Consider the following 18,001-nt stretch of genomic DNA (forward strand, 5'->3'; position numbering starts at 1 on the left):
TGTACGGCAGGCCGCGATCTCAGCCGCCGGCCGACCCACTCCTCCCGAGGTCCCGGAATTTCTTGGTCGCGATGCTCACGCAGAGCGACGGCGACAGCCTGAAGAGCCACCAGAACAGCTTCCAGACCGCGGGAACGACGATGATTCCCTTGTTCCGGGCGACCGCGTCGAGCGACTTCTTGACGAATTCCTCCGGTGAGATCGGCTTCTGCTCCTCCCACATGTCCCGCGTCATCTCACGGGTCACACCCTCCACGCTGCGGCCGTACACACCGCCCTCGATGAGGGGGGTCCGTATGACACCCGGGCACAGCACGCTCACGCGCACTCCGAGTTGGGCCGCCTCGATGCGCAGATTGTGCGAGAGGCCGACCACGGCGTGCTTGGTGGTGACGTAGGAGGTCGTCCCCGCACTGGGGACCAGACCCGCCAGGGAGGCGGTGTTCACGATGTGGCCGAAACCCTGGTCGATCATGAGGTTGTAGGCGGCCTGAACGCCGTTGACGACACCGACGACGTTGACGTCGATCATGCGCCGCCAGTCCTCGATGCGATAGTGCCGGGCGCCCGCACCCATGCCGTGGGTGATGCCGGCGTTGTTGAACAGGTAATCCAGACGTCCGGTGCGCGCGACGGTTTCCTTGACGAGCTGTTCGAACGTCGCGTGGTCGGTGACGTCCAGCCGTGCGGCGGTCGCCTTCCCGCCCGTCTTCCGCAGAGCGGCGGCCACCTCCTCGGCCTGCTCGATCTGGAGGTCGGCAAGCACGACCTCACAGCCCCGGGCCACGAGCTCCTCGGCCAGGGCGCGCCCGATTCCCGACGCGGCGCCCGTGATGATCGCGGTGGCGTCCCGATAGATTCTGATCCCGCTCGATGTCGACATGACCGGATGTCCTTTCTGGGTCCCGTGCTCGTCCTCACCCACGTAGGGCGGCTGTCTGCTCCTGGAACTCGCGGAGCGCCTTGAGGTCCTGTCCGAAGCGATTGACGGTGGGCACCTGCGCAGAGCCGCTGTCCGGCGGCAGGATGTACTTCACGAACGTCGCGAGCGTCGCGCTGGGCCCGAGGTCGATGAAGGTCGCGTCGCCGGCGGCGGACATCTTCTCGACGGTCCGCGCGAACTCCACGGGACTTCTCATGGCGGCCCAGATGCCGTCGGCCGTCACGTCGACGACCCGGTCCGTCGAGGCGGACGAGACGATGGGAATCTTCGGCGGAGCGAACGTCACGGCATCGAGGATGCCGCGCACCTGTTCCTCGACCGGGTCGATGAGTTCGGTGTGCACGCCGCGGTTGACCGGGAGCCGCTGGCAGACGATTCCCTCCTGCCCCAGGGAGCGTTCGAGCCGCTCCACCGCCCCCATCCGGCCGCTGACCACGACATTGCCGTCGAAATTGCGCCCAGTGACCCGGCAGTCGGCGAACAACCCGGCGTGGCCGCGCAGGAGTTCCTCTGTGGCGAGGACCGCCAGCATCCCGGACGGCGGGGTCCGGTCCGCCAGTGTCCGGGCGAATGCGACGGCGAAGGAGATCCCGAGCTCCAGCGGCAGCACCTCAGCGACCACGGCTGCGGTGATCTCACCCAGGCTGTAGCCCAGCAGGACGTCGGGCCGGTATCCCATTTCCTGCACCACCCGCGTGAGGCTGTACTCCACGCACAGCAGCGCCGCGTTGGAGTCCGCCAGCGAGTCGAACGGATCGCTCTTCGCGCGGTCCTGGTCGAATATCGTCTCCACCACCGACTTGCCGAGAACGGGGAAGGCGATGTCGTCGCAGTGCTCCAGCCAGAGCCGGTAGCGCGGGTGCCGTTCATAGAGTTCGCGGGTCATGTGGAAGTACTGAGATCCCTGCCCCGAGTACATGAACACGGTCGCTTTCGTCATCGCCGCTCCTTGCGCGCGTCTCGGTCGTGGGCCCGGGATGCCGTCGCCGTCAGCATTTCTCGAGGCAGATCGCCGCGCTGACCCCGCCGAAGCCCATGCTGAGACTCACCGCCGTGCGCACTGCGCAGTCCTCCGCCTTCTCGCGCACCCAGGGGAACGTCTCGTCCAGCGGATCGACCAGGTTGCGGGTGGGATGCAGCTTCCCCTCCCTCATCTGCAGTAGCGTCGCCACGATCTCCAGCGCCCCCGCAGCGGTGAGCCCGTGTCCGGTGATCGACTTGGTCGCGTTGATACGGGCGTGGTCGAGCCCGCAGCGCGCGAGTGCCTGCAGTTCGACCGCGTCCCCGGTGGGCGATCCCGTGCCGTGCGGGTTGACGTAGTCGATGGCTGACGCGGACAGGCCGGCTTCCCGTAGCGCCGCCTGGACGACGGCCACCTCTCCCTCCACCGATGGGTGGGGATTGCGGGTGCCGTCCAGTGCCCTGCCACCACCGCGGAAGCGCGCGTACGGTGCCGGATGCCGGCGCCCGTCCGCCCGCTCGACGACCACCGCGGCGCAGGCCTCGCCGAAGACGAAGCCGTCGTGGCCCCGGTCGAAGGGGCGGCAGGCCGCGGCCGGATCGTCGGCCCAGCGGGCCGAGCCCATGGCGCCCATGGCCCGGAACGCCAGGCATTCCCAGTACGACAGGTCCATGAGCGCGCCCAGGGCGATGCAGACATCGACCTCGCCGGACTGCACCGCCCGCACGGCCTGCAGCACCGCGAGCAGGCCGCTGGCCGAAGCGCCACCGAGCGTGTGGGCGAAGCCCCGGATGGGGAACTGCTCGGTGCAGAACCCGCACAGGTCGGAGTCCATGAAGCCCATGCCGTACGTCGGGCGCAGGAACTCGGGTCGGTCCGCGTGGCGGGCGTGCAGCAGGGTCAACTCACGCTGCTGGACGTTGGATCCGCCGACCACAAGGCCGATGCGGAACGGGTCGGCCTCGTCCAGCCCGGCTTCGTGCCATGCCTCGTGGAGCGTGGCCAGGGCCGCCCTGGCCGAGAGCGACGCCGTGCGCACGCTGCGCGCGGCGATGCTCCCGGGCAGGCTCGGCTCCTCCATCTCGGCGCCCAGGAAGGCCGCCGTCGCGTCGGTGGAAGGGGCCGGGGGGAGGCGGCCCGGACGTTGCATGGACCCGAAGGCGTGGCGGCCCTCGAGAAGCGCCGCGACGAAGGCGTCCTTGCCCTGGCCCACCGCTGTGGTGACGCCCAGGCCGGTGACGACGACGTCGCGGCCCTCAGACCGCAGACTTGTCATGGATGAGATCCGCCAGCTCGCCCATGTTCTTCGCGTCCGCCAGCTCGACGAGGGGGATGCTCACAGACAGCGACTCCAGCGTCATGACGATGATCTCCGCACGGTCGATGGAGTTGGCCCCCAGGTCGCGCAGCGAGTCGGATGGTGCGAACCGGTGTCCTTCGAGTTCGGGGACCACCTCGCGGGTGTGCTCCACGATCAGGTCGAAGACGCGCGTGTCCGGCATGTGGTCAGCCTCCTGTGTAGTGGGACGTGATGAGAGCCCGGACCTCGGGCTGGTGGAAGGTCTTCTCGTGCATGGCCACTTCGCGCTCGATGTAGTGCGGCAGTTCGGCGCGGAGTTCGGACACCAGATGGCTCTTGAGCGTGACCAGGGAGATCCTGGGCTTCTCGGCCAGGGTGCCGGCCAGTTCGAGGGCGTGGTGCAGCACGTCGGCGCGTGGCAGGACCGGGAAGGGGACGCCCCGGTCCTTCAGTTCGTGCCCGTAGTAGGTCTTCGCCGAGAGCAGCATCTCTCCGGCCAGGCTCATGCCGAGTTTCCTGGGCAGGATCAAGGTCGCCCCCATGCCGGGAGTGAAGCCGTACTTCATGAAGTTCGTCGTGTAGATGCTCTCCTGGCTGAGGATCACGAAGTCGGCGAACATTCCCATGGCGAAGCCGCCGCCGATGCCGTGGCCCTGCATTGCGGCGATGACGGGTACGGGACACTCCAGCGCGAGACCGTAGATGTCGGCGTCGGTGAAACTGATGCGCCGCTCCTGGATCAGCAGCAGGCTCTCCTTGGTGCCGCCACTCGCGAAGTAGTTGCCGTAGCCGGTGAGGACGACGGCTTTGCACCGTTCGTCGGCCGCGACCTTCGCGAAGGCGTCCTGCAGACCCGCGATGAGCTGATCGGAGAAGGTGTTCTTGTGCACCTGGTCCTGCATCGTGATCTGGACGACGGAGGGGGTGATCTCCCGGTAATCGACGGGTGGGCCGTGCATTCCTACTCACCTTCCCAGGGGAACTGCCCTGTCTTCACGTAGCGCTCGATCTTGCGCAGGTTCTCCACGTCGGAGAACACCTCCTGGTTGGCCGCGACGGCCTTGTCCCGGGAGGGGAGCAGGATGTCGTCGAGATCCCGGAGGTACTTCTTGTAGCGGGTCACTCCCGTCTTGGGCAGGTAGCGCAGGCGCAGGAGGTGCCGGCGCAGCGGGTTGCCGCTGTCGTCCGCGCTGACGTCGACGAGTCCCCAGGTCACCGCCTGCTGGGCGGTGAACGGCTGGGTCATCAGGGTGATGTAGTTGGACCTGGCAGGGCCGACCTTCCTGGTCAGGAAGGGCAGGACACAGGCCGGCATCAGTCCGAAGAGGAGCTCGGACAGGCTGAACGTCACCGTGTCCGCGCATACCACGATGTCGCATGCGGCCACGAACCCCAGTCCTCCGGCGTTGGCCTTGCCGCGCACGTGTGCCACGGAGACGAACGAGCCGAAGGCCAGGGAGAGCCACAGGTCGTACAGGGCCGCCGCAGGCGATTCCCCGTTCCCTGCTTCATCACCTCCTGCGGCAAGCTCGCCGAAGTCGGCGCCCCAGCAGAACACCTCGGGCAGCCCTTCCAGGACGAGGATGGTGGCGTGCTCCTCGGCGAAGCGCACCACGTCGGCGCACTCCTGGACCAGACGGGTGCTGATGGTGTTGCCCGCCTCGGGCCGGTGCAGTTGGAGGTGACAGATCCCGTTTGCGAAGCGGACCTTGACGGTCTCGTATCCGGCCGTGTTCAGGACACCCACTCGTACTCCCGGTGGAACTCATCGATCCGCTTGAGGAAGAGGAGTTCCCGGCCGTTCCCGGTCCGGGCCTGCGGAACGATGTCGGTGCTCAACAGGGTGTTCCGGGTGCCGAATTTCACCGCGTGGTTGGCCTGGAGCAGTGAGTCGTACTCCGGCATCGTCAACTGGTACCGGGCGTCGAGGTGTTTGTCCATGCCGAGCACGCGCGTGCGGTCCTGGCTCTCCTGGCGGGACACGCCGCTGAAGAACTCGGAGCAGCAGCCTGAGCCGTACGAGAAGACGCCTATGCGCTGCGGGCCGGAGAGGTCCGCGTTGTCAATGGTGCTGGCCAGAGACAGCATCGTGGTCGCGCCCATGATGTTCCCGACGCGCTGGCAGTACGTCAGGCCCGGGTGCATGCGCCGCCGGAAGTCCTCCTCGATGACCGCCGGGCGCGCCTTGGCGACCTTGCGCATCAGGTTGCGGTGGGCGCCCTTGATCATTCCGCCGAAGGGCGTGTGGAAGGCGAGGTAGCCGAAGGTGGAGACGAAGTCCACCTCACCGACCCGGCGTTGGTATTCGAGGAAGGAGTTCTCGCAGCAGTCCAGGTACGAGAGCAGGGAGAGGTCGGCGTTGCCCGCTTCGCTGTCGGGCAGGGGACGGCAGGTGTCCATCACTTCGTAGCCGTAGTAGCCGCTCGCGCCGACGTCTATCTGGAAGATGTGCGGGGTGTCGCTGACGATCATCGCCACGGCGCCGGCGCCGCCGCTCGGTTCGGCGAAGGACCAGTCCTCGGAGAGCGCGTCGCCACTCTCCGCGACCATGAAGCGGGTGATGTCGGTGGCGATGACCAGGGCCTTCGCACCCGGCGAGGTGCCCGACAGGATGAAGTTCGCCGCTGTCTGCAGCGCCGCGACCCCCGAGTAGCAGGCGTTCTTGATCTCGAAGAGGCGGCAGTTCCGGTTCAGTCCCAGCAGGTCGTGGAAGTACGTGCTCATGGACTTGCCGAAGTCGAACGCCGACTCGGTCGCGGTGATGACCAGCTCGATGGAGTCCCGCTCTTCGGGCGACAGGGCGTCGATGAGGGGCTTGGCCGCGTTGACGCCGAAGGTCACGGGATCCTCGTACGGCAGCGCGACGGTCTTCTCCTTCATGAGCAGGTTGTCGAACCTCGCGGTGTCGAGACCGCGGTGGATCGCCAGCTTCTCCACATCGAGATAGCAGGAGCCGGCGAAGACGTTCAGTGCTTCGATTCCAACGGTCGTCATGACGTGTCTCCCTGGGGCTTGCCGTTCGGTTCGGGTCCGATTCACTGCGCCGCCGCGACCGGCTCCAGTTCCCGGAGATCGAAGTACCCGCGGTATCCGTTCATGTAGACGGCTGCCCGGTGCCCGAAGAGGACGGTTGCCGCCGTGGCGGTCTCCAGGTCCCCGTAGTTTCCGGTAGTGGACCGGAAACGAGCACCTACCGCATACCGCTCATTCCACTTCCGGACCATCTCCCCGGCATTCTCGGTCGTCTTCTCCGCGATCCTGGGCAGTGTTTTCTTCGCGTTTCTCAGTTCGCGGCGAATCTTCTCCAGCAATTTGGTCAGCACGTTTCCGTGTCCGATCTCCTCGAACTCCACCCCGGGATGCCCGAGAAGGTGCTCCATGGAGTCGGACCACCGCACGGCGTTCACCATCTGCTGCGTGAGACTCTCCTTGACGAGGTGATCCTCATAAGCCCTCGCCGTCACATTGGAGATCACCGGGATGCGCGGCTTGGACAAGGCCATCCCTGCCAGGAACTCCTCGAACTCCGCACGGGCCGGCTCCATGTACCGGGAGTGGAAGGCCCCGCTCGTCCTCAGCGGCATGAACAGGTGGTTGCCGGTCTGGAACAGTGGCTTCGCGGCGTCGATGTCCTCGGCGCGGCCGGAAATGACGATCTGTGACGGCGTGTTGAAATTCGCCAGATCGACGGAGTCGAGCCCGTTATCGGCGAGGATGGCGCGGATCTCCGGCTCCGAGGCGTTCAGCACGGCCGCCATCCCGCCGCCCGAAGCCCGGCCCATCAGCTCGCCCCGTTTGCGCACGAGCCGCAGGCCCGTCTCGAAGTCGAACACCTCGGCCGCGAGTAACGCGTTGTACTCACCAAGACTGTGACCTGCGACGACGTCCGGGACCAGCCCGGTCTCGCGAAGCTTCTTGTAATACGACAAAGCGTTGACGACGTACATCGCGGGCTGTGTGTACTGGGTCCGGTCGAGCAGTCCGTCGGGATCCTCGAGGCAGAGTTCCTTGATGGAGTAGCCCAGAATCGAGTCGGCCGCACGGGTCAGATCCGTGAATTCACCGAAAAGGGAAGAACCCATCCCCTTCTTCTGCGCCCCCTGTCCGGGGAAGACATAGACCTTCATGGGCAGTCCCTTCTCGTCATCTTTCTCCACTGGTCGCAACGACCGCGATCATGTTCCGTTCTCACCCTGCCAGAAAATCGGCTCCCACGGCTACCTGTATCCCGAAAGAATCGAGGAAGCCTTATGCATCAACTCGCGTGCCATGCGGTCCGGATGACGGTTTCTCCAGTTTTCCCACGGCGTGCCCCGCACCCATTGATTGAAAGCCCCCAGCGCGGGCCCCGTGTGGATCTGCACGTTGGCCCGGTCGACATCGGTGTCCAGGAACGAGAGCCGACTGCTGTATCCGTAGTACCAACGGAACATGAGAGCCATGCGCCGCTTCGGGCTGCGCTCGGCACGCTCGATCTCCGACTCTCGGCCCGTCTTCCGTAGATGCTCGCAGGTTTCCCGCCAGACCTCGTCGGCGCTCTTCTTGAAGTAGGCGTCCTGGATCTGTCTGCGGGTCTCCTGCGGTATCTCCTCCCACGAGTCGTGGCTCTTGTACAAGGCATGCAGCCGGTTCGCCCGGGCGGGGAACAGCACGCCCTTCTTGAGAACCTGGACCAGGGCTCCGATCTCGAACATGTCACCCGCCGGGCAGTAGTCGGTGTCCTGGACGTCGATGGTCTGCAGGCGGTCCTTCACCGCGTCGCTGACCCCGGCCTCGACCGTGCACTGGTTGATGGAGCCGGTCATGACGAAGTCGGCGCCCATGGCGAAGGCGGCGGCGACCGCGTGCGGCGTCCCGATCCCGCCGGCGAGCCCCAGACGAATCTTCTCGCCGTACCCGAACTCCTGTGTGATGCGCCGTCGGAGGCTCTGCATCGACGGCAGCAGCACGGTGGACACCCCGCGGTCCGTATGGCCGCCCGAATCCGCTTCGACGGTGAGGTCCTGCGCCACCGGAACCCTCCGGGCCAGCGCGGCCTGCCGGCCAGTGACCCGGCCCTCGGCCACCAGCCGTTCGACGACGTCCTCCGGCGCGGGCCGCATGAACTCGCGCGCCACCTCGGGCCGCGAGACCTTGGCGACGATCCGCGTCCCGCGGTCGACCCCGCCTTCCGGCCCGGGCCGCAGCCCCGACAGGTGGAACTGGACCAGGGCCGGGGTGACCTTGATGAACGCCGACGCCTCGATGACGCTCACTCCGTGGGCGAGCAGCATGTCGACGTTGGCCGTCTCACGTGCCGGGTGCTGGAGGTCGCACAGCAGATTGACCCCGAAGGGCTGGTGGGGCTCCAGATGACGCCGGATGTGGGTGATGTCGCCCGTCACCCGTTCGGGGCTCAGGCCGGCGGCACCCAGGAATCCCATGAAGCCGGCCCGCCCCATGGCGACCACCAGCTCCTTCGACGCGATACCCCGGTACATCGACCCCGCCAGATAGGCGTAGTCGACGCCGAAGTCCCGGCGGAAGGAGGCGCAGCCGAGCCGCCCCGCGTCCTCTCCACGTTCTCCCCCCGCGCTCACTTCGTGTCCCGCGCCTTCTGGTGGCGGGTGACCCATGCCTTCGCCACGGGAAGGCGCCTGTCCCTCCCGGCGGAGTAGAACAGCTTGCAGAAGGACCTCACCGTGGTGAGCGCCGCCGGGTCGCCCAGCATCACGAAGTGGTTCGCCGAGTCCACGTCGACCTGGTGGAAGTTGGGCAGCTGCCGCTCCCACCCCGCCCAGTAGACGGCGTTGTCCAGAACCGCGCCGTCCTCCTGCGTCGAGAACAGCGGCTCCATCTCCCCGTAGAACAGGCCGCTGCGGTTGCGGAAGTAGAAGCAGGCGACCGACTCCGGCCGGGGAAGCGGTGCGATGTCGTAGTCCAGCAGGCCGTAAGCCTCCTGAACCGCCAGATTGCGCAGCACCCGGTCGCGCAACGCCTGCGGGTCCCCCTTCAGCCCGCGTGTGCGGGCGAGGGTGAGCATCTGGTCGAGCAGGGCGGCCTCGTCCTGCTCCCAGTCGACCTCACGGCCGGACACCAGCGTGATCGCGAAGTCCTGCGGAGCCGGCCTGGACGCGGCGAACAGCAGGGCGTTGACCTGCTGCAACAGCATGTCGGTGCGCGACATGGTCACATCCCGCACGCTGTCGTCGTAGGTGTCCACCATGACGATGCTCTCGACCGTCGCGCCCTGTTCCTGGAGCCGCCGCGTCACCTCGTAGGCCAGCAGGCCGCCGAACGAGTAGCCACCGAGGTCGTAGGGCCCCTCGGGCTGGACCGTGCGGATGATCTGCGCGTAGTGCGCCGCCAGCGCCTCGATCCCGTGCAACGGCTCGCTGTCCGTCATCCAGCCGCGTGCCTGGATCCCGTGGAAGGGCCGCTCGACGCTGTCCGCGATCGACGCGTAGACCTCCACCCCGCCGAGCCCGCCGTGGAACCAGAAGACCGGTCGGCCCTCGCGTCCGCCATTGAGCGGGACGACCTCGGGAATGCGCACCGGAGTGACGGCCGCCGTCCCGGCCCCGGGGGATGCGGCGGGACCCGGCCCGAAGCGCCGCAGCAGGTCCCGGGTCGACCGGCACTCGCTCAACGCGCCGAGATCGGCCGTGGGGTCGACTTCGGCCCGCAGCGCCTGGAGCAGCTGCGTGGCGTGCAGGGAGCTGAAACCGAGGTCCTCCAGCGGCGTGGCCGGGTCGAGTTCATCCGTCCGCATCCCCAGCAGCTCGGCGACGACGGCCATGATCCGGTCCGCGGCTCCCCCGGCCGGCGGAGCCGCCGCCGGAGCGGCGACCGCGGTCACGGCGTTGCCGCCCTGGGGTACGGGCACCCAGTACCGCTTCCGGTCGAAGGGGTAGCCGGGCAGCGACCGGAGGATCCGCGGGGCCCGGTCGCCGCGCCGCACCGACTCCCAGGGCACCGTCCCGCCCCGCGCCCACAACAGGGCGAGCTTCTCGAGGTGGTTCTCGGCCAGCAGCTCGCGCACCAGTGCCTCCCCGGCCCTTCCTCCGAGCAGCAGGTCGAGGTCCGCGTCGTCCCGCCCGGCGTTGCCGGTGAACAGCGGTACGGGGGCGGTTCCCCCGGCACCGTCGAGGTAGTGGGCGAGGCCCGCGGCGACCTCCTCGAGGCTCCCCGCCACCAGCGCCAACCGGGAGGACATGGCCTCGCGCCCGCACTGGAGCGTGTGGGCGAGGTTGTCGAGGGACAGGTCCGCCTGCGTGGGCAGGAACTCCAGCAGACGGCTCGCGACGGCCCTCAGCCGGTCCTCGGTGCGGGCAGACAGGACCACGATCTGCGGTACGGGGCCGGCGTCCCGGGGCGCCGATGCGGCGGTGCCGTCGGCCCCGGGCTCCCCCACGTACTCCTCCACGACCAGATGGGCGTTGGAGCCGCCCGCCCCGAAGGAGTTGATGGTCGCCCGCAGCGGGTACTCCCGCTCCTGACCGTCGAGGTCCACGACGGGCCGGAGCCACGGCTGCGCCTCTTGCGGCAGATAGAACGCGGTTCCCTCGAGCTCCACCCCCGGATTGAGCCGGCCCTTCCCGGCGAAGGGGACGAGCCGGCGGTGCGCGAGCTGCAGGACGACCTTGCTCAGCTGGGCCACCCCCGAGGCCGCCTCCATGTTGCCCAGCGTGGACTTGACCGTGCCGACGGCGCAGAACCGCTCGTCCGGGGTGTGCTCGCCGAAGGCGTCCCGCAGCGCCGCGACCTCGATGGCGTCGCCCATCTGGGAACCGTTGGCCGACACCTCGGCATAGCTGATCGTGCGGGGGTGGATGCCTGCCCGCTCCAGGTTCTCGGTGATCAGCCGCTCCTGCCGGGCCGGGCTGGGCACCATCGGGCCGCTGGTGCGGCCTTTGTGGTTGGTCGCGCTCGACCGGATGACCGCGAGGATCTCGTCCCCGTCGCGGACGGCGTCGGCAAGTGGCTTCAGCAGCACCGCGCCGACGCCCTCCGCGGGAATGAAGCCGTCCCCGTCCAGGAGAGCCCGGCTGCCGGGGTCGCTGCCCGTGAGGCCGGTGAGGCTCAGCCCCAGGTACTTCTTGGGGTGCAGGGAGAGATTGACGCCACCGGCGATCATCATGTCGCCGCCTCCCCGGCGCAGTTCCTCGCAGGCCATGTGGATCGCGACCAGCGACGAGGAACAGGTGGTGTCGATGGCGAGGCTCGGCCCCTGCAGGTCGAAGAAGTGCGAGACCCGGTTGGCGATGGCGCTGTAGCTCATCACCGACGTGATGGACTCGTGCACGAGGTCGGACGACAGCAGCTGGTAGTGCTGGTACATCGCACCGACGTAGACGCCGACCCGGCTGCCGTGCGCGTCGCGCAGCCGGTCCCGGGTGTAACCGGAGCTCTCCAGCAGGGTCCAGACGCACTCCAGGAACAGGCGCGTCTGGGGGTCCATGATCGCGGCCTCGCGCGGCGAGACGTTGAAGAACTGTGCGTCGAAGTCGGCGGCGCCGTCGAGGAATCCGCCCCACCGGGCGGGGGTGCCGCCGGGGCGGTTCCGTCCGGAGTCGTCCGTGGGGGCGTGCTCCCAGCGGTCCCGGGGCACCTCCGTGACGCAGTCGCGGCCCGTGACCAGGTTCTCCCAGAACGCGTCCAGGTCCCGTGCGCCGGGGTAGCGGCCGGCGAGTCCGATCACGGCGATCGCGTCCTCGCGGGTCACCGGCCGTACCAGCTCCGCCGTGGCCGTCTCGACCGGCGCCGGGGGCCGTACGACGGTGACCGGGGCCCCTCCCCCGGGCGCGGCGGACCGGCCGGGCTCGCCGTGGAGGCCGACGAACGCCCGTACCGCGTCCGCGTGCGCCCGGAGGAGGTGGGCGCTCAGCTCATGGATGTTGCGGTACTCGAAGAAGAGCGTCTTCGACAGCGAGCCGAAGTCGGCCTCCAGCCGGTTGGTGAGGGAGAGCGCGAGCACCGAGTCGATGCCGAACTGCTCGAAGGGCGCCGCCGGGTCGATCCGGTGACCGGGCACCTGGATCACCTCGCTCAGCGTCTGCCGGAGCCGCGCGACCAGGGCGGTACGGACCGGGCCGGCCGCCTCGCCCGCCGCCCGCGGGGACGGGGCGGCAGCCGCGTCCGTCACCGGGACGCCCGGCCGCGGCGGTACGGACCGGAACTCCTCGGGCACCGCCGCCGGGCCCAGCACGGTACGCCTGATCCGGTCGGTGTCGCCCGCGACGACCAGGACCTGGCTGTGCGGCGCCTCCAGTGCGGCGTACAGTGCGGCCATGCCCTCGGTGGTCGGCATGGGCGCCATGCCCAGCCGTTCGTGCATCATCGCCTCGGTGCCGGGGTCCACCCGCATCCCGCCCTCGGCCCACAGCGGCCAGTCGACCGACACGGAGGCCCCCGAGCGCTCACCGCGGTCGACCAGCTGTCGCCGGTGGTGGGTGTAGGCGTCCAGGAACGCGTTGGCCGCCGCGTAGTCGCTCTGCCCGGCGTTGCCCAGCACCCCTGCCGCGCCGGAGAACGACACCAGGAAGTCCAGCGGTACGTCCTTGCTGGCCTCGTCCAGGTTCACCAGGCCGGCGACCTTCGGCGCGAGGACCGCGCGGCACTCCTCGGCGGTCTTGCCCCGTACGAGGCCGTCGTGGAGGACCCCGGCCGCGTGGACGATGCCGTGCAGGGTGCCGTGTTCCCCCACGATGCCGTCCACCAGCGAACGCACGGCGGTGGCCCGTGTGACGTCGACCCGCGCGTAGCGGACGTCGGCTCCCCGGTCGCGCAGCGCGTCCAGGACCGACTCCTGTCCGGGTCCGAGCGGTGAGCGGCCCGCCAGGACGATCCTGACGTCGCGCACTTCGGCGGCCATGTCCCGTGCGACGAGCGTGCCGATGCCGCCCAGCCCGCCGGTGACGAGGTAGACCCCGCCGCTGCGCCAGGGCACCCGCGACCCGGCGGGCGTGCCGGCCTCGCGCCAGCCGAGGGCTTCGACGCGGCCGGCCCGGAATCGCAGGCAGGAGGCGTCGGGATGCCGACGGGCGACGGCGAGCCGGGACATCATCTGCTCGGCCGTCTCGGCCGGGTCGACGAGCACGACCTGCGGCAGCAGCCCCGGCGCCTCCGCCTGCGCCGACTTGAGCAGCCCGAGCAGGCCACGGGTGGTGTCGAGTCCGCTCTCGTCGGGGACGACGAGCTGGACGCGGAGCCCGTCCCGCATGCCCTCGGCCATCACGCGGCGCAGGTGCTCCAGCGCCTGGACGGTGTACTCGGTGTACCGCTCCGCGATCTGGGACCCGGTGGAGGTCAGCCGCAGCAGTCGCGCCGCCGGATCCCGCCGGGCGAGGAGCTCGCCGAGGCCGGGCAGGTCGGGCAGCAGGACGGCGCGTTCCCGCGACTCGGTGTCCGGACCCGTGCCGGGTCCGGCTTCCCGCCAGACCGGCAGGAAGCTGACGCAGGACACCGCGTCGGGCCCGGTCCCGCCGACCTCGCCCTCCAGGAGACGGTAGGACATGCCGCGGATGCGGACGCAGACCCGTCCCCGGTCGTCACAGAGGTCGATGTCGAGCTTGAAGACCGTCCCGTCCGCCCGGGAGCCCGCGCTGAAGCGGATCCAGGCCCACATCGACTCCGGGCTGCCGGCGAGCACGTCGAGCTCGTCCAGGGCGAACGGCAGGGAGGGCTTCATGCCGGACACGTCGAGTGCCGTCGCCTCCCCGGTCGCGAGGCCGATGCCGAGTGATGCCTGCAGGGTCGCGTCGAGCAGGCTCGGATGCAGGACGAACGCGTCACGAGCCGCGCGGACCGAGCCGGGCAGGACGAGGCGGGCCAGGACCTGGCCGCGGCCGACGTGCAGCCGCTCCAGGCCCCGGTGCGAGGGCCCGTAGCGGAACCCGATGGCCTCGTACGCCCGGTACAGCTCCGCCGCGGTCAGCTCCCCCTGGTCGCACGCGGCACGGAGGGCCGGGACGTCGAGCGTCGCCGGCACCACCGCCCTCCGCACCACCTGCCCCTGGCTGTGCACCACCGGGGCGGCACCCGGCGCCGTCGCGGGCGTGCCGGTGATCTCGTAGTCGGCCTCGTCGGGGCCCCTGGGGGCGAGGGACGTGACGAGGGTGACGGGCTCGGCGTCCACGGCCACGGGCCGCGCCCACACCACGTTGCGCAGGGCGATGCCGTCGGCGCCGGCACCGGCACCGGGCCCGGGCGTTCCCAGGGTCAGGGCGGCGGCGGCCCGTGCCATCTCCAGGCAGGCGACGCCCGGCAGCACCTTGCGTCCCTTGACCACGTGGTCGGTGAGAAAGTGCTCCTCGCCGGTGAACCGCGTGCGGTGACGGCGCGCGGCGAAGTCCGAGACGTCCTCGTGCAGCAGCGGGTGCGGCCCGGACGTGCCGGGGCGGGCCCGGGCGGGCGTCCGCTGCTCGGGCACCCAGTAGCGGTCACGGGCGAACGGGTAGGTCGGCAGCGGTACGCGGGTGTGGTGGTCCGCGGCGAAGAGGGCGGCGTAGTCCAGGTCGTAGCCCTGGACGTGGAGGTCCGCGACGGTCGAGAGCAGTTCGGCTCGCGATGCCGGGTCGGTGGCGGCCTGCCGGAGGCAGTCGTTGCCGAGGTTGCGCAGCGCGGCACGCTCGTCGATCCCCTGGGCGGGCACCTCGCCGCTGCTCAGGCGGGGGTTCTGCCCTCCGTCGAGCCAGGTGCGCAGTGTCCGGACCAGTTCCCCGGCGTCCCGTACGACCCAGGCCAGCCGGTGCGCGAGGTGTCTGCGGCCGAGGAGGAGGGTGAAGGCGATGTCGCCCGGGTCCAGCCCGGGGCGCCGTTCGCAGTGCTCGATCAGGCGCTCGGCCTGCTCGACGAGTTGCCCGGCGGTGGCCGCGGAGAGGGTGACGAGGTGCGCGGTGGACGCGGTGGAGGGGCGGACCGGGCCCGGGGCCTCCTCGAAGACGATGTGGGCGTTGGTGCCGCTGACCCCGAAGGAGCTGACCGCGGCACGTCGTGTGCCGTCGTTCCCCGCAGCCCAGGGTCGCTTCTCCGTGTTGACGTAGAAGGGGCTGTCGGCCATGTCGATGTGAGCGTTCGCCTGCTCGAAGTTGATCGAAGGCGGGATGGTCCGGTGTTCGAGCGAGAGCAGGACCTTGATGGCTCCGGCGACGCCGGCCGCGGTGATGGTGTGGCCGAGGTTGGACTTGACCGAGCCCAGCGCACAGTAGTCCCTGCGGTCGGTGTACCGGCGGAAGGCCCGCTTCAGTGCCCGGTACTCGATCGGGTCGCCGAGCTCGGTGCCCGTTCCGTGGGCCTCCACCATCTGGATGGCGTCGGGGCGGATCCCGAAGGTGTCGTAGACCGAGGTCTCCAGTCGCTCCTGGGACGCGGCGCTCGGTGCGGTGATTCCGTTGGACGCGCCGTCCTGGTTGATCCCGGAGCCGCTGATGACGCCCCGGATGTGGTCGCCGTCGGCGAGCGCGTCGCCGAGGCGCTTGAGGACGAGGACTCCGACGCCCTCGCCGGGCACGAAGCCGTCGGCACGGTCGTCGAAGGTGTGGCAGCGGCCGCTCGCGGAGAGCATGCCGGCGCGGCCCGCCAGCACGTAGAACTGCGGTGTGCACTGCACGGAGACCCCGCCTGCCAGGGCCATCTCGGTCTCACCGCCCCACAGCCCCTGGCAGGCGAGGTGGAGGGCGACGAGCGAACTGGAGCAGGCCGTGTCGACCGCGATCGCCGGGCCCTGCAGGTCGAGATGGTACGAGATGCGCGCCGGCATCGCCGACAGCGCGTTGCCCCACATGGACTGCGGGGGTGCCTCGGCACCGAACAGCTGCGCGTAGCCGCTCTCCTGGCAGCCGACGTACACGCCGACGCGCCGGCCCCGGGTGCCGGAGCCCGCGTAACCGGCGTCCTCGAGGGCTTTCCACGACTCCTCGAGGAAGAGCCGCTGCTGCGGGTCCATGTAGGTGGCCTCGACGCCCGAGATGCTGAAGAAGCCCGGGTCGAAGCGGTCGATGCCGTCGATGAAGCTGCCGCGTTCGCAACTGGGCGCGCCGGCCGGGTGGTGGCGTGACAGGTCCCACCGCGAGACGGGCCCGGTGAGGTCGTGGCCCTGTGCTAGGTGCTCCCAGAGCTGCTCGACGTCGGCCGAGCCGGCGAACCTGCCGCTCATGCCGACGACGGCGATGGGCTCCCTGGACGGGGCGCCCACGGCGGTCCGCCCCGCGGAGGACCCCGTGTCCGGCCGGGCGGCCCGCCGGGGCGTGGCCGGGGGCGGCGCCCCTTCCTCGGGTGCGCCGGGCCGCTCGGCCGGAGGGGCGTGGTCGACGATGTACCGGGCCAGCCGACTGACGGAGCCGTGGTCGAAGAGGTCGGTCGTGGCGAGGTCGGTGCCGAGCGCGCGGTTGATCTCCTGGATGAGCCGCACGCCGATGATCGAGTCGACGCCGTAGTCCATGAAGGCGTCGTCCGGGGCGATCTGTGACCGGTCGATCTTCAGCGACAGTCTCAGCTGCTCGAAGACCACGTCCCTGACCCGCTGTTCCAAGGCCTCGCCCGGGGCGGCGGTCTCCAGGACCTCCGGCCGGACGGAATCCTCGCAGACCGGTCCCCCCGTCGCGGCCTGGGCCTCCTGGGTCTCCTGCGTCTCCTGGGACTCATGGGCCTCCTGCCGGACGAGGCCGTCGCTCTCCGCGGCGATCACTTGGTAGCCCAGCTCGTGCAGCCGCCGCGCCGGGAAGGACACGGAGCCGAAGCCCTCGTCGTCGAGCACCTCCTCCCAGGTCTCCGGGGAGAGGCCGGGGCCGCCCGGCATGCGCAGCTCGTCGTCCTCGTAGAGCCACCAGCCGTCGAGGAGGCCGAACGTCAGGTGGGTGAAGAGCGAATGGGTGGAGATTTCGTTGGCGAGCAGGACGCCGTGCCGTTTCAGCGCCCCCTTGGCGTTGCGCAGCGTCCGGCGGATGTCCTTCGTGGCGTGCAGCACGTTGGTGGCGAGGACCAGGTCGTAGGAACCAGGGGTGATGCCCTGCGCCGCCAGCGGTTCCTCGACGTCGAACAACCGGTAGTCCAGATAGGGGTACCGCGGCCCGTACTCCTGCTGCGCGTGCATCAGGAAGGACTTCGACAGGTCCGTGTAGGAGTACGTCTCGACGTGCGCCGTCAAGGGCTCCAACCGTTCGAGGACGGTGACGGTTCCCCCGCCGGTCCCCGCGCCGATCTCCAGGATGCGGACACGGGCGGCCGGGTCGGCGCGGACGATCTCCCGCACCACGGCGGCCGCGGCGTCCGCCAGGACCCCGTTGAAGCAGTCGGAGAGGGGGTTGTCCCGGTAGATGCGCTCGACCAGTTCCATCGACGAGCCGGGGAACATCACGTCGGTGGCGAGCACCTCGCCGCGCAGGATGCCCGGCAGCGCCCGCAGCGTGGCGTCGAGCAGCGTGAACCGCGCGCGCCGGGCGGCGTCCCCCTGGTCATCGGCGCCGTGCTCCTCCCATTCCGCCCATGCGGCGGAGCCGTCCACCGTCACCGCCGGGACCGGCCCCGAGGGAGGGCCACCCAGGAGCCCGGCGCCGCGCAGCCGCCGCACGGATTCGTCCAGCCAGCGCCGCAGTCCGCCACCGGGGGCCGGGGGCGGAGCCTCGCCGGACAGGTGCCCCGCACGCGTGAGCTGTGTCTGCAGCAGGCGGCTCAGCAGGTCGTCGTCCGCGGCGGCACCGGGCTGCGCGAACGCTGCCGGGCCCGGCGTGCCGGCCTGCTCCCCGCACAGTTGACGCAGGGGGACCCGTGTGCCTTCGGGCACCATCGTGATGGCTTCGCGCCGGATGTCGTTCAGCAT

Annotated in this window: 10 protein-coding genes; all 10 read right to left on the reverse strand. The window is 69.8% G+C overall.

Going from position 1 to position 18,001, the window contains the following annotated elements; all coding sequences use genetic code 11:
• Positions 1-19: 19 nt before the first annotated feature.
• Positions 20-883, reverse strand: a complete 864-nt coding sequence (locus F1615_RS30900; protein WP_149552349.1) for an SDR family NAD(P)-dependent oxidoreductase — start codon at positions 881-883, stop codon at positions 20-22.
• 34 nt (positions 884-917) lie between these two features.
• Complete coding sequence (locus F1615_RS30905) at positions 918-1,883, reverse strand: acyltransferase domain-containing protein (protein ID WP_149552350.1); 966 nt, start codon at positions 1,881-1,883, stop codon at positions 918-920.
• A gap of 49 nt (positions 1,884-1,932) precedes the next feature.
• Positions 1,933-3,180 carry a beta-ketoacyl synthase N-terminal-like domain-containing protein gene (locus F1615_RS30910; RefSeq protein ID WP_149552351.1) on the reverse strand — a complete coding sequence of 416 codons (1,248 nt, stop codon included), beginning with the start codon at positions 3,178-3,180 and terminating at the stop codon, positions 1,933-1,935.
• A complete protein-coding gene (locus F1615_RS30915; protein ID WP_149552352.1) occupies positions 3,161-3,406 on the reverse strand; it encodes an acyl carrier protein in 246 nt (81 codons plus the stop codon). Before F1615_RS30915 ends, F1615_RS30910 begins: the two co-directional genes overlap by 20 nt.
• Before the next feature lie 4 nt (positions 3,407-3,410).
• Positions 3,411-4,163: a polyketide synthase gene (locus tag F1615_RS30920; RefSeq protein WP_149552353.1), complete on the reverse strand. Its 753-nt coding sequence runs from the start codon at positions 4,161-4,163 to the stop codon at positions 3,411-3,413.
• A gap of 2 nt (positions 4,164-4,165) precedes the next feature.
• On the reverse strand, positions 4,166-4,951 hold the full coding sequence (locus F1615_RS30925) for an enoyl-CoA hydratase/isomerase (protein ID WP_149552354.1): 786 nt from the start codon (positions 4,949-4,951) through the stop codon (positions 4,166-4,168).
• Positions 4,939-6,198 carry a hydroxymethylglutaryl-CoA synthase family protein gene (locus F1615_RS30930; RefSeq protein ID WP_149552355.1) on the reverse strand — a complete coding sequence of 420 codons (1,260 nt, stop codon included), beginning with the start codon at positions 6,196-6,198 and terminating at the stop codon, positions 4,939-4,941. Before F1615_RS30930 ends, F1615_RS30925 begins: the two co-directional genes overlap by 13 nt.
• A gap of 41 nt (positions 6,199-6,239) precedes the next feature.
• On the reverse strand, positions 6,240-7,331 hold the full coding sequence (gene fabD, locus F1615_RS30935) for an ACP S-malonyltransferase (protein ID WP_149552356.1): 1,092 nt from the start codon (positions 7,329-7,331) through the stop codon (positions 6,240-6,242).
• A gap of 90 nt (positions 7,332-7,421) precedes the next feature.
• Positions 7,422-8,783, reverse strand: a complete 1,362-nt coding sequence (locus F1615_RS30940; protein WP_208818450.1) for a PfaD family polyunsaturated fatty acid/polyketide biosynthesis protein — start codon at positions 8,781-8,783, stop codon at positions 7,422-7,424.
• On the reverse strand, positions 8,780-18,001 hold the full coding sequence (locus F1615_RS30945) for an SDR family NAD(P)-dependent oxidoreductase (protein ID WP_149552358.1): 9,222 nt from the start codon (positions 17,999-18,001) through the stop codon (positions 8,780-8,782). The genes F1615_RS30940 and F1615_RS30945 overlap by 4 nt, the downstream gene beginning before the upstream one ends.

Source organism: Streptomyces marokkonensis, assembly GCF_008312835.1.
Classification (GTDB): domain Bacteria; phylum Actinomycetota; class Actinomycetes; order Streptomycetales; family Streptomycetaceae; genus Streptomyces; species Streptomyces marokkonensis_A.